Genomic DNA, 12,465 nt, shown 5'->3' with positions numbered 1-12,465 from the left:
AGTGTGACTGTCCCTCGATCATCATCTGCATCTCAGTGATCCGTTCTCTCAACGGCCGCGGCCTCTTTCATGCCACCTCCTTTGTTGGTGGCTCAACGAGCCGTCTTGCGTTCATGGATTTCAAGGAAGGCGCAGCCTCTAGCTGCGATCGATCCGTCGTCGACGGCGGTGAGTTCAATGCCGATATCGGCGAGGCTCGTCTTGGCGAGTTCGGCTCGATAGACCCGTTCGGCTTTCAGCATCGCCGCGTTGATGGTGCAGGGCTGGGCGAACAAGCGATCGGAGACCGGGTTCGGCCCGCGTTGGCGGATTTCGGCGCAGCGGAACGCCGGGGCAGACCCCTCGACCGCGAGCACGATGTCGAGCAACGAAATCTCCTTCGGCGCCTTCGCCAGCCGATATCCGCCCTTCGGCCCCGGAACCGTATCGAGGATGCCGGCGCCAGACAGCGCCTGCAGATGCTTCAGCAGATAGCTTGTCGAAACGCCGTGGAATTCCGCCAGCGCGGCGGCCGAAAGCACACCGCCTTCGGAAAGGCCGGAAAGCATCGCAACGCTGTGAATGGCCTGCTCGACCCCATCGCCCATCTTCATGCATCTGGCCTCCTCAATTCGTGGATAAAAAATATCCACGATTATGCCGGCTGTCAAGCGGTGTCCTCGTTGCTTGCCACTTGCCTTTATCCTGACCCCGGATAGAAGACGGCAAAGCCGACAGGGGAACAACATGGCATCCAACGCTTTCGCAGGCCTTCTGAATTCCAGCGCCGATCGTCACTCGCTGCTGGACGATGCCCAGGGCATTGTCGCCGGCAGCATGCTCGCCGTGCTCGGCGTATCGCTTCTCTCCGGCGCGGGGCTGCTTGCCGGCGGCACGGCAGGCCTTGCCTTCCTCGCCCATTATGCGACCGGCCTGAGCTTCGGCCTCTGCTTCTTCGTCGTGAACCTGCCCTTCTATTATCTCGCCTTCCGCCGCTTGGGCGCTGCCTTCACCATCAAGACCTTCGCCGCCATCGCGCTCACCTCGGTTCTGTCGGAATTCATCTCGGGCTTCATCAGCATGGCGCATGTCGATCCTATCGCCGGTGCGCTCTTCGGCGGCCTCGTCATCGGCGCCGGTATGCTGGCGCTCTTCCGCCACCGCGCCAGCCTCGGCGGCATCGGCATTCTCGCCCTCTATATCCAGGATCGCTTCGGCTGGCGCGCCGGCTTCGTCCAGCTCGGCTTCGACGGCGTCATCCTGGCGCTCTCCTTCTTCGTCGCAAGCCCCTTCATCATCGCCTGCTCGGTGCTCGGTGCGATCGTTCTCAACCTCACGATCGCCATCAACCACCGCAAGGATCGCTATATCGCCATGTGAATTGCTAAAGCGCGTCGCGATCTTTCAGATTCGCTCATCGCACTTTAGGTCTTTGTTTTTACGCATGTCGTTATCGCAAAACCGCGGCACACTTTTGCGCGACGTGCTTTGGCCGCTCTTCTCTTTCCCCGGCGTTTCACTAGTTTCAGGGCGTGGACCAGATCGATTCCGAAGCCCGTGCCCTGCTTCCTGCCGCCTTTACCCGCTGGTTTGCGGAAAAGGGCTGGCGCCCGCGCGCCCATCAGCTGGAACTGCTCGCCCGCGCCGAGGCCGGCGAAAGCACGCTGCTGATTGCGCCGACCGGCGCCGGCAAGACGCTCGCCGGTTTCCTGCCCTCGCTCACCGATCTCACCCGTCGCGGCAAGATCCCGCCCGGCTCCGCCTTCACCGGCATCCATACGCTCTATGTCTCGCCACTGAAGGCGCTTGCCATCGATATCGAGCGCAACCTGATGAAGCCGGTCGAGGAGATGGGCCTGCCGGTCACGATAGAAAACCGCACCGGCGACACGCCGAACGCCAAGCGCCAGCGCCAGAAACTCAACCCGCCGGATATTCTGCTGACGACGCCCGAACAGGTCGCCCTGCTTCTGGCGAACCGGGAGGCCGAGCGCTTCTTCAAGGACCTGAAATATATCGTCCTCGACGAGCTGCATTCGCTGGTCACCTCCAAGCGCGGCCATATGCTTTCGCTCGGCCTTGCCCGCCTGCGCCGCCTTGCCCCCGGCTTCAAGACCATCGGTCTGTCGGCCACTGTCGCCGAACCCATGGATCTGCAGAAATGGCTGGTCGGACAGGAAGAGGGGAGCGAGCATCATGCAGGCCTCGTCGTCGTCGAAGGCGGCGCCAAGCCCGATATCTCGATTCTGTCGACCGAAGAGCGCATTCCCTGGTCCGGCCATTCCGCCCGATACGCCATTCCCGATGTTTACCGGCAACTGGTTGAACACCGCACGACGCTGCTTTTCGTCAACACCCGCAGCCAGGCCGAAATGCTGTTCCAGGCGCTCTGGACGATCAATGACGACAACCTGCCGATCGCCCTCCACCATGGCTCGCTCGATGTCGCCCAGCGCCGCAAGGTCGAGGCGGCGATGGCCGAAAACCGGCTGCGCGCCGTCGTTGCCACTTCCACCCTCGATCTCGGCATCGACTGGGGCGATGTCGATCTCGTCATTCATGTCGGCGCGCCGAAGGGTGCCTCACGTCTTGCCCAGCGCATCGGTCGTGCCAACCACCGCATGGACGAGCCCTCGAAGGCGATCCTTGTGCCCGCCAACCGCTTCGAGGTCATGGAGTGCCAGGCCGCCCTCGACGCCAATTATATCGGCGCGCAGGATACCCCGCCAGTCGGCCGCGGCGCGCTCGACGTGCTCGCCCAGCATGTGCTCGGCATGGCCTGCGCCGAACCTTTCGACATGCTTGAACTTTACGATGAAGTCACCAGCGCCTCGCCCTATGCCGATTTGAGCTGGGAGACCTTCGAGCGCATCGTCGATTTCGTCGCCACCGGCGGTTATGCGCTCAGGACCTACGAGCGTTACGCCCGCATCCGCAAGACCAAGGAGGGCCGTTGGCGCGTCTCCAATCCTGCGGTCGCCCAGCAATACCGCCTCAACCTCGGCACCATCGTCGAAAGCCCGATGCTGAATATCCGCATGGTCAAGCGCGGCGAGGGCGGCAGGATCGGCCGTGGCGGCGCCACGCTGGGCAAGGTCGAGGAATATTTCCTCGAGCAGATGTCGCCGGGCGATACGTTCGTTTTCTCCGGCAAGGTGCTGCGCTTCGAGGGCATCCGCGAAAACGAATGCCTGGCGTCGCAGGCCTTTTCGCTCGATCCGAAGATCCCCTCCTACAATGGCGGCAAGTTTCCGCTGTCGACCTATCTCGCCGAGCAGGTGCGGGCGATGATCGCCGATCCCGATCGCTGGCGCCACTTGCCGGATCAGGTGCGCGACTGGCTGTCGCTGCAGAACGACAAGTCGATGCTGCCGAAGCGCGACGAGTTCCTGATCGAAACCTTCCCGCGCGGCAGCCGCGGCTATATGGTCGCCTATCCCTTCGAAGGCCGTCTCGCCCACCAGACGCTCGGCATGCTGCTGACCCGCCGGCTGGAGCGGATAGGCGCCAAGCCGCTCGGTTTCGTCGCCACCGATTATTCGCTTGCCATCTGGGGCCTCGAGGATATGGGGCTGATGATCCGCAATGGCCGGCTCAGCCTCTCCGACCTCTTCGACGAAGACATGCTCGGCGACGATCTCGAAGCCTGGCTGGACGAATCCTTCCTGTTGAAGCGCACCTTCCGCAATTGCGCCGTGATTGCCGGCTTGATCGAGCGCCGTCATCCGGGCAAGGAAAAGAGCGGCCGTCAGATCACCGTCTCCGCCGATCTGATCTACGACGTGCTGCGCAGCCACGAGCCGGATCACATCCTCTTGCAGGCGACGCGGCAGGATGCGGCGACGGGACTTTTGGATATTGGCCGTCTTGGCGATATGCTGAGACGAATCAGGGGCCACATCACCCACCGCGCTCTCGACCATATTTCCCCGCTCGCCGTGCCGGTGATGCTGGAAATCGGACGCGAGGCGGTGCCGGGCGAGGCCCATGACGCGCTGCTCGCCGAAGCGGCGGACGATCTGATCGCCGAAGCGCTCGCTTGACGAGAATCGGGCCTGATGAGAATTAGGGCCCGACGATTTAGGCCTGACGACGATTTAGGCCCGACGACGATTTGGGAATGACGACCGTGATGAACCGCCTGGCGCTGGCGCGCGACATATCAGGACTGGCCGTCATGCCGGGCATCGAGACATCGGTCCATGGCATTGCCGCTGTCTGCGATCCGCTCGGCGCGCTTTATCTGCCCGATGCCGGCCTGCTCGTCGTCTCCGACCTGCATCTGGAAAAGGGCGCAGCTTTCGCCCGCCGCGGCATGATGCTGCCGCCTTACGATACGCTGGCGACGCTGACCGTCCTTGCCGCCGTCATCTCGCGTTATGATCCGAAGCTCGTCATCTCGCTCGGCGATAATTTCCACGACCGCATCGGCTCGAAGCATTTGCCGGAGAATTTCCGCACGCTGATCGTCAATATGGCCCGCGGCCGCGAATGGATCTGGATCAATGGCAACCATGATCCGGATGGCATCGTCGATCTGCCGGGCACATCCGCTGACGAGATGCATTATGCCGGCCTGACCTTCCGGCACGAGCCGAAGAACGGCTTGCAGAGTGGTGAGATCGCCGGCCACCTGCATCCGTCGGCGACCGTCCGCCGCCGCGAGAAATCCGTCCGCCGCCCCTGCTTTGCCACCGACGGCGCCCGCCTGCTGATGCCGGCCTTCGGCCTCATGAGCGGCGGTCTCGACCTTCGCCACAAGGCGATGCACGGTCTTTTCGACCGGGGGTCGCTGATCGCGCATCTGCTCGGCAAGGACCGGATTTATTCTGTCAGATACGGCAATTTGTGGGGATAGCGCCTGTTATTTGAGGGCAGAGGGGGGCGGACATGGCACGCCCTCAAACTATCCTCAATCGCACTCCTGCAACTGCCGCTGATACGTCCCGGCCATCCGCGCAAACTTCTGCGCCGTCTGCTGCAGCTGCCCGTTCGAGCGCCAGTCGCCGCGTTTGTATCCAGTCGGCCCGGAGTAATAGGCGAGATAGAGATTATAGGCATCGTTCAGCGGAATGCCGGTCTCCACGCTGTTCTGGTAGTGATACCAGCCGATGAAATCGATCGCGTCAGCGAAGTTCGCCCGCCGCGCGGTCCAGTTCCCCGTCTGCGACTGATAGTGATCCCAGGTACCGTCGAGCGCCTGCGAATAGCCGTAGGCCGTCGAAGGCCGGGTCCAGGGAATGAAGCCGAACAGCTTGGTGCGCGGCGGCCGCGCATAGGGCTGGAAGCCGGATTCGGTATACATCGTCGCCATCAGGATCGGTACGGGCACGCCGTATTTCTTCTCCGTCCGCTCGGCGGCACTCTGCCAGCTGGAGAAAAGCCCGTCGCGCTCGTCGAAGACGGCACAGATGTTTCTCGTCTGCTTCGGCGCCGTCGCGCAGCTGGCAAGCAGCGCGAGACCCATGGCCGTCAGAACGATACGAGTACGCATGACAAAACCTCTCGTTTCCGAGAGATTACTAACTCGTAAATGTTAAAAACCGGTTTTTAGTCGAATGCGAACGTCCCAGGCTGCTCTCTTGTGCGGCCAGGGATCGATACCCTGGCCTGACCACCGGGACGGCATCGTGTCAAAATCTCAATGGGTGAGCGCCGCTAAGCCTTGACGGGTTCGTAGCGCAGGATTACCGCGCCGCCTTCCGTCGTCGAGGATTCGATGAGCTTCAGCGGCACCTGGCCCTCTGCCTGTTTGAAAAGCGGGTTGCCGCCGCCGAGAATGACAGGCACCAGGCAAACCCTGATTTCATCGATAAGCCCTGCTTTCAGCAGGCTGTCGGCAAGCTCGGCGCTGCCGAAGATGAAGATCGTCTTGCCGTCCTCCTGCTTCAGCCTCGTCAGTTCGGGGATCGGATCGCTGACGACACGGGCATTGTTCCAACCGGGCTCGGTCATCGTCCGCGACACGGCGATCTTGGCGATGCCGTTCATATAGGCTTTGATCTCACCTTCGCCCTCGGCGGTCGGCCAGTAGGAGGCCATGCCCTCATAGGTCTTGCGGCCGAATACCAGCAGATCGCCTTCCTTCCCGAACTGTTCGGCAACGCGCTGCAATTCAGGTCCCCAGGCGAGATTGTGGAAGTCGATATCCCACGGCTTCGTGCCTTCGAAATAACCATCGAGCGTCATCAGGTTCCAGACAACAAGCTTTCTCATTTCCATCCTCCTTCTGAATTGCCAACCGAGATAAAACCGATTGCGAATAGCAACTAGTTGAAAACTAGATAGACTGATTGCGAAATGCAAGCGGTTTTTGGAGGCATGGATGAACTGCCGCCAAAACATCCGGGCAAGCAGCTGCCGCCGGGCAGGCTCTTCGTGCCCGGTTGTCTTGCCGAGCCTATTTTCAGGAAGAAATCCGCTTGAGCGCCTTGCGGCGGATCAGTCCTTACGGAAGATCAGGCTGGCACCCCAGCCGGTGATCACGGCGAGCAGCACCGCCGCACAGCCGTAGAGGATCGGCTGATCATGCGCCGCATCGGTGATCGTCTGCTCGATGCCGGTCTTGATGACCCGCAACGGCAGCGATTTCTCGGTCACAAAAATGCCGCTCTTGAACAGATAGGCGCGCACGCTGTGCACCCCGTTCGGAATGTTTGCCGGCAGGCGCAGGCTCGCCTTGAAGAGGTTGGAGGAAACGAACCGCACGCCGCTCGGATTGCGGTCATAGAGCCCGCCGCCCTGCTGCAGTCGCCGGAAGGCCTCGCGGAACTCGCCGAGATTGCTGCCGTCGCCGACGAAGCCGACCGGCGTCAGCGGAATGTGGTCGATGCCGATCCCCTGATCGATCAGGTCAAGCGGCGTCACGATGTCGTCGATCATGCGCGAGCTCGACATCGAATAGGAATGCGGCACCGCTTCGAAGGTCATCGAGCGGGTGTTCACCCAGATGCCGAAGACGCGTTCCTTCTTGCGCACCGTCGCATCCTCGCGCGGGCCTTCCAGCACCACGACCACGTCATATTGGCCGACGGCGAGCAGCAGCTGGTCGGTATTCGAGAGCGCTCCGAAGATGGTCAGATCCGCGCCGTGGAAATCCGAGGTGATGGCGATTTCGCTGGTCGACGTGCCGATTTCCAACCCTTCACGGACCGCCTCCGTTGCCTGCCCCGGCAGCCACTGGGCTCCGGCAGAGGCCGGCAGCAGGCAAAGCAACGCGATGACGAAAACAGCCAGGCGCATCAGTTGCCCGCTCCCATCACCACCGAATAGACGTCGGCCGGCGCCACCACCAGCGCGATTGCAAGACGCAGGCCGACGGCAAGCACCAGTAGGCCGAGCAGGGCGCGCAGCTGCTCGCCGCGCAGCTTCTGGCCGACCCGCACGCCGTATTGCGCGCCGATGACACCGGCCACCATCAGGATGAAGGCAAGCACGATGTCGACGGAGAAGTTCGTCGCCGCCTGCACGATCGTCGTATAGGCGGTCACGAAGATGATCTGGAACAGCGAGGTGCCGACGACGACATTGGTCGGGATGCGCAGCAGGTAGATCATCGCCGGCACCATGATGAAGCCGCCGCCGACACCCATGATCGAGGTGAGGATGCCGATCGCAAAGCCGAGTGCGACGATTGGAATGACGCTGAGATAGATCTTCGATTTCTTGAAACGCACCTTCAGCGGCAGCTTGTGCACCCAGTGCTGGTGGCCAGGCTTGCGCGGTGCGGGCGGTTCGTTGCGCGCTGCTCGCCGCATGGCATTGATGCTTTCGAGCAGCATCAGTCCGCCGACGGTGCCGAGGAAGACGACATACATCAGCGAAATGATCAGATCGAGCTGGCCGATGGCGCGCAGCAGCGAGAAGATCCAGATGCCGACCGTCGCCCCCGTAAGACCGCCGACCAGCAGCACCGTGCCTAGCTTGACGTCGAGCGAGCCGCGCCGGAAATGCGTGATCGCGCCCGATATCGACGACGCCACCACCTGGTTGGCGCCGGTCGCGACCGCGACGACGGGCGGGATGTTGTAGAAGATCAACAGCGGGGTGATGAGAAAGCCGCCGCCGACGCCGAACATTCCAGACAGGAATCCGACGGCCGCCCCCATGCCGAGAATGATGAAAATGTTCACCGACAATTCTGCGATGGGCAGATAGATTGTCACAGCCGACCCCGAATGATGACCGCTCCTGCCGGGCGGTTTCTTGTCACGTCCCCGTTCGAATGCGCACCATACTGTGAAATCGTTGCCAGAGGCTTTCGATCGGCCCCGTGATTAGCCATAGAGATTGGCGGAGAGATCGGTGGCAGAGGATTCGCCGGATGCGCGGATCGATATGTCCGGGCATAATCCGGCTTTTTTCAGGTTTTGTGACAGGCGACGGCAAAATTGGAAAAAGCCTTGCGGCCTACCGCATAATTTATCCTTAAATCGATTCCGATTGAAGGATAAATTAAGCAGTAATTCAGCGGGTTACAGCGTCAATTGCGCGTCTGAAAAGACGCGCGGCGCTTTAATGCCGCCAGGCCCGTTTAGATCGCCTTGCTGCCCTGCTTGTTGCGTTCGAGCAGCGCCTTCACGGTCGCGTCGGTCACCTTGCCGTCCGGCTCCTGCCCGACGGACTTCTGGAAGTTTTTGATCGCGGTCACGGTCTTCGCACCCATTTCGCCGTCCGGCACTCCGGCGTCGAAGCCGTTATTGTTGAGGATCGCCTGGATGTTGCGGACTGCCTTCTTCATGTCGACGGTCGCCGTCTTCGCGCCGGTGCCTGCCCATTCGTCGGGGATGTCGATGGCGTTCGTGCGGTGGTCGACCGGCTCCGGCTTCCAGAGATCGGCCTTGGCGCGCGCCCGTTCGAGCTGGTCGGGCTTCATGGCTTTGGCCACTTCGTCGCGCTTCTGCGCCGCATCCTTGTCGCCGGCCTTGGCGGCGATCGCAAACCATTTGTAGGACTCTTCGAGATCCGCCGGAACCCCGTTGCCCCTAGCGCAGAGGATCGCCAGGTTGAACTGGCTGTCGGTGATGCCGAGGTTCGCAGCCTTGGTGAACCACGAAGCGGCCGTTGCATAATCCTGCTGGCCCAGCGCGCCGGAGGCGTAGAGGACGGCGAGATTGTGCATGGCGCTGGCATTGCCCTGGTTGGCCGCCTGCTCGTAGAAGCCCTTTGCCTTGGCGATGTCGCGTTCGACGCCGTTGCCCTTCTCGTACATGCTGCCGAGCCGGTATTGTGCAGGTGCAAAGCCCTTGTCGGCCGCAAGCTGGTACCAGTTCGCCGCCTGCTTCTGATCGACCGTCATGCCGTTGCGGCCGTCGGAATAACGCGCGCCGATTTCGAACAGCGCCAGCGCATCGCCGCCACTCGCCGCATCGGCAAGCGATTTCGGCTGGACGGTGTCGGGAATGGTGATGGCGGCCTGCGGTGCGGGTGCGGGAACGAAGCCCGATGTTTCCTGCGCTGCGCCGGACGGACCGGGAGGGGCAAGGGTCGCAGCCCCTTCGCCGTCAAGCGGCGTCATATCGGTCAGATGGTCACCATCGGCCGGTGGGATTGCTTCCGGCTGCGCCTGTTCGGCGGCGGGCGGAACAGCTTCCGTTGCCGGAGTGGTCGTTCCGAGAGCGGCGGCATCCGGCTGGGCAGGTGTCGCTTCAGGCAAGGCCGCCGCCGGGTTTTCCGCAGCACCGGTCAGTGCCGAGACTTCCGCTGGCGGCTGCGGCGCGCGCTCGCCGCTCGTCAGCGTTCGGGCAAGCGGAAAGGCCATGATGGCGAGCAGCACGGCGCCGACCGCCAGCAGAATCGGCCGCCGGTAGCGCGAAAAGGCGCTGGTCTTGCCTGTCTTGTCAGAAGCCTTGCCGGCCTTGTCGGCGGTCGCGCCTTTCTTCTCGGCCTTGACGGCTGGCTGCTTCGGATTGGCATCCACCTCCATCGCGGCCGCCTGCGCCGCACGGCGCGCAGCAGCGATGTAATCGGCGCGATCGGTTTCGCCGGCAGGTTTGCCGCGTGCCGCACTCTGGCTGGCGCGAACCCGCTCAAGGATCTTCTTCACGTCAGGTGCGCCCGAGCCCGGCTCGAGCAATTCGTTCGACGCATCCGTCGGCACCACGTCGGTGGGATCGATCGACGGCGCGGGGTCGATCATCGGACGTTCGCTCGCCCGGCTCTCGGCTTTCTTGCCGGGCAGCAGCCGCTTGCCGAGGCTGGCGAGCAGGCTGGCCTTCGCCGGGACCTGTGCCCGGGCCGCTGTCGCAGCTTCCGTCGTCCTGGTCGCGGCTTCGATGGCGATCGCGCTCGTTCCGCTCATGGCGGTGGCTTGCGTCGGGGCGGCAGGTTCGGCTGCGACCTCGGCCGTGCGGATAACAGGAGAAGCCTTCGCTGTCGGGGCAGCGGCCGGCGTCCGGGCCATCTCCGCTTCGGCCACCATCAGCGCATAGGGATCGACATCGAAATCGACGTCGGCGACCGGCATCTGGGCGACCGGCCGGCCGCGATCTTCCATGCCGTCGAGGCGATCGGCAATATGCACCAGCGTCTCGTGCAGCGCCGTGAAAGTCTTGTGGGTGCGTTCCTCGCTGTCGCGGCTGATATCCTCGAGGTGGCGAAGATCCTCGGCCAGCGCCGTCAGCGCCGACATGTCGGCGGCGGGCATGACACCCTGCGGACCGCCATGGCGCGAATAGGCTTCGACCACGGCCTCTGCCGCCTGGCGTGCCGCCTCGATGATATATTCATCGCTCGTCGCCATATAGTCTTCGATCGCGCCCATGCGCTGGTCGAGTTCGGGGGGTATTACGGCGCTCTCGCGCGGCGCGCTCATCAGTGCCGAAAGATTGGCGATCTGGTCTTCGAGGTTCTTCAGTGCGCGCGGATCGGTCGGCGCTGCCGATGTGCTTTCCTCCAGCCGGGCGGCGATGTCGCTCAGCCGTCCTTCGAGACGACGGAAAGCGCCGTCGTCGGCCACAGCGGCGGGCGCCGGCGCCTGCTGCTGATGGGCCATCTCGTCGATGCGCCGGGCGAGATGGTCGAGCCGCTGCGCCAGCACATCGTTGACGGCGCCGTTCTCAAGCGCGTCGATCTTGCGGGAAATATCGGAAAGCGGGCCGGTGAGGTCGGGCTGCGGCGCCGTCTCCTGCGTGCGCTCCAACAGATAGGAGAGATGTTCCAGCCGTTCGTCGAGCCGCGACGTCGCTTCCGCCTTGGTCAGCTCCTCGACGCGTCCCGTCAGCGCCTCCAGCCGCATCGCCAGCTCGTCGGCCGGGTTCACGCGGTTGGCTGCGTCATGGCTCATCAGGTCGATCTGATCGGCCAGCGCCGAAAGCCGGCTTTCCAACCGCTGCATCAGGCCCGGATCATTGGTGGCGGCCGTGCGCCCGCTTGCCGCGATCGCCCGGCTGATCTCGTCGAGCCGCATATCCATGGCGGCGAACTGTTCGGACATCACCCGGTCGTGCGGCTGGATCATATTGCCGAAATGCTCCATCGCCGTGGCGATCGAGATCAGCTTGTCTTCCAGCGCCCGAACGGCCGGGCTTTCGCCCATGCCGCCGATATGGCGTTTGATGTCGTCGAGCCGATAGGCGAGCGAAACGAGCTCTTCCTGCAGCCCTTCGGTATCGAGCGCCGCAAGCCGGTTTTCGAAACCGTCCCAGCGGTTTTCCATGTGGCGCAGCGAATCCTCGCGCGCCAGCCCGTCCATCAGCGAGCGCAGCTCTTCGAAATCCTCGCGAAGGCCGGTGGCCTCCGGCGCGGCGGAGCGGCCGGTCAGCTGGGTGATGCTCTGGGCAAGGCGGCCCATATCGGCGCGCATGTCGTCGGCGAAACGGCCGTCTCCGGCATTTGTCTTGATTTCGCGCAGCTCGGCGCGCAGCGCGTTCATCTCGCGGGTGACGCCCTCGGAAATGTCGCGCTTCAGGTCCTGGCGCAGGTTGACGAGCGCCTGGGCGATCTCCGTCATCGTGTCGTCGCCGGCGCGAAAGACGGGCGCCGGCACCGGGGCGGCGGCGCGGGGCGTGGGTTCACGAAGCTGCGGGGCCTGTTCGCGTGCGTAGGGCCGTTCGCGGCTGGCTTCGAGCGTGCGCTGGCGTTGACGGATTTCGGCGAGCGGATCCGGCCGCGGCTCTGACGGGGCCTTTGCGGGCCGGGGAGCATGGGATCCGGCATATGGGTCGCGCTCGGCCGTTGCCGTGCGCGGCCGCTGCTCGCGCCCGCTGCCCATCAGCCCTTCGATGCGCGCCTCCAGCCCTTCGATCGTGCGGTTCAGCGCATCGAGCGAGGTCCTGTCGGACTGTCGGGAAGGATTTGATCGCGATCCGTTCATCTTCTTGCTCGCTTCGACTGCTCGACCTCTCGTCAGAGCTCGATCTTTGGCTTTTCCGTCTGCTGCCCGCGTCTTTACGCGGACCGGAGCGCATCATTCATAAGACGATAGTCAATTAGACTTTCCTCAAGCTGAACGATTTAGCGGCATCTCTTAGGAACGCGAGACTGGGG

General features: G+C 63.2%; 9 protein-coding genes. 3 read left to right on the top strand and 6 right to left on the bottom strand.

What is annotated here, in order from left to right; all coding sequences use genetic code 11:
• Window positions 1–92: 92 nt before the first annotated feature.
• On the bottom strand, window positions 93–593 hold the full coding sequence (locus tag BS629_RS10180; protein ID WP_018244670.1) for an RrF2 family transcriptional regulator: 501 nt from the start codon (window positions 591–593) through the stop codon (window positions 93–95).
• A 133-nt stretch (window positions 594–726) separates the two neighbouring features.
• Here BS629_RS10180 and BS629_RS10175 point away from each other — a divergent pair, with 133 nt between their 5' ends.
• The 3 genes from BS629_RS10175 (at window position 727) to pdeM (ending at window position 4,837) form a co-directional block, all read left to right on the top strand.
• Window positions 727–1,359 carry a YitT family protein gene (locus BS629_RS10175; protein WP_018244671.1) on the top strand — a complete coding sequence of 211 codons (633 nt, stop codon included), beginning with the start codon at window positions 727–729 and terminating at the stop codon, window positions 1,357–1,359.
• 152 nt (window positions 1,360–1,511) lie between these two features.
• A complete protein-coding gene (locus BS629_RS10170; protein ID WP_018244672.1) occupies window positions 1,512–4,022 on the top strand; it encodes a ligase-associated DNA damage response DEXH box helicase in 2,511 nt (836 codons plus the stop codon).
• An 89-nt stretch (window positions 4,023–4,111) separates the two neighbouring features.
• The gene (pdeM, locus tag BS629_RS10165; protein WP_032981568.1) at window positions 4,112–4,837 is read left to right on the top strand and encodes a ligase-associated DNA damage response endonuclease PdeM; all 726 of its coding nucleotides are present in this window, start codon (window positions 4,112–4,114) and stop codon (window positions 4,835–4,837) included.
• A gap of 54 nt (window positions 4,838–4,891) precedes the next feature.
• Here the strand turns inward: pdeM and BS629_RS10160 are convergent, their stop codons facing one another.
• The 5 genes from BS629_RS10160 to BS629_RS10135 all read right to left on the bottom strand — a co-directional run bounded on the left by BS629_RS10160 (window position 4,892) and on the right by BS629_RS10135 (window position 12,292).
• Window positions 4,892–5,473: a transglycosylase SLT domain-containing protein gene (locus BS629_RS10160; RefSeq protein ID WP_018244674.1), complete on the bottom strand. Its 582-nt coding sequence runs from the start codon at window positions 5,471–5,473 to the stop codon at window positions 4,892–4,894.
• Window positions 5,474–5,637: 164 nt separating this feature from the next.
• The gene (locus tag BS629_RS10155) at window positions 5,638–6,195 is read right to left on the bottom strand and encodes a dihydrofolate reductase family protein (protein ID WP_026188614.1); all 558 of its coding nucleotides are present in this window, start codon (window positions 6,193–6,195) and stop codon (window positions 5,638–5,640) included.
• A gap of 225 nt (window positions 6,196–6,420) precedes the next feature.
• A complete protein-coding gene (locus tag BS629_RS10150) occupies window positions 6,421–7,221 on the bottom strand; it encodes a TIGR02186 family protein (protein ID WP_018244677.1) in 801 nt (266 codons plus the stop codon).
• The gene (locus BS629_RS10145) at window positions 7,221–8,144 is read right to left on the bottom strand and encodes a sulfite exporter TauE/SafE family protein (protein ID WP_017966911.1); all 924 of its coding nucleotides are present in this window, start codon (window positions 8,142–8,144) and stop codon (window positions 7,221–7,223) included. Before BS629_RS10145 ends, BS629_RS10150 begins: the two co-directional genes overlap by 1 nt.
• A 368-nt stretch (window positions 8,145–8,512) precedes the next feature.
• Window positions 8,513–12,292, bottom strand: coding sequence for a peptidoglycan-binding protein (locus tag BS629_RS10135; protein ID WP_018244678.1), 3,780 nt, complete (start codon window positions 12,290–12,292; stop codon window positions 8,513–8,515).
• Window positions 12,293–12,465: the final 173 nt, after the last annotated feature.

The sequence above is a fragment of the Rhizobium leguminosarum bv. viciae USDA 2370 genome (assembly GCF_002008365.1).
Taxonomy (GTDB): Bacteria; Pseudomonadota; Alphaproteobacteria; order Rhizobiales; family Rhizobiaceae; genus Rhizobium; species Rhizobium leguminosarum.
Note: the sequence above shows the minus strand (reverse complement) of the source record. Positions and strands in the feature narration are given on the sequence as shown.

What these genes read in the sequence shown, in the direction of transcription:
- BS629_RS10180 (WP_018244670.1), bottom strand. Translation starts at nt 593, where the DNA reads ATGAAGATGGGCGATGGGGTCGAGCAGGCCATTCACAGCGTTGCGATG.
- BS629_RS10175 (WP_018244671.1), top strand. Translation starts at nt 727, where the DNA reads ATGGCATCCAACGCTTTCGCAGGCCTTCTGAATTCCAGCGCCGATCGT.
- pdeM (WP_032981568.1), top strand. Translation starts at nt 4,112, where the DNA reads ATGAACCGCCTGGCGCTGGCGCGCGACATATCAGGACTGGCCGTCATG.
- BS629_RS10160 (WP_018244674.1), bottom strand. Translation starts at nt 5,473, where the DNA reads ATGCGTACTCGTATCGTTCTGACGGCCATGGGTCTCGCGCTGCTTGCC.
- BS629_RS10155 (WP_026188614.1), bottom strand. Translation starts at nt 6,195, where the DNA reads ATGAGAAAGCTTGTTGTCTGGAACCTGATGACGCTCGATGGTTATTTC.
- BS629_RS10150 (WP_018244677.1), bottom strand. Translation starts at nt 7,221, where the DNA reads ATGCGCCTGGCTGTTTTCGTCATCGCGTTGCTTTGCCTGCTGCCGGCC.
- BS629_RS10135 (WP_018244678.1), bottom strand. Translation starts at nt 12,292, where the DNA reads ATGAACGGATCGCGATCAAATCCTTCCCGACAGTCCGACAGGACCTCG.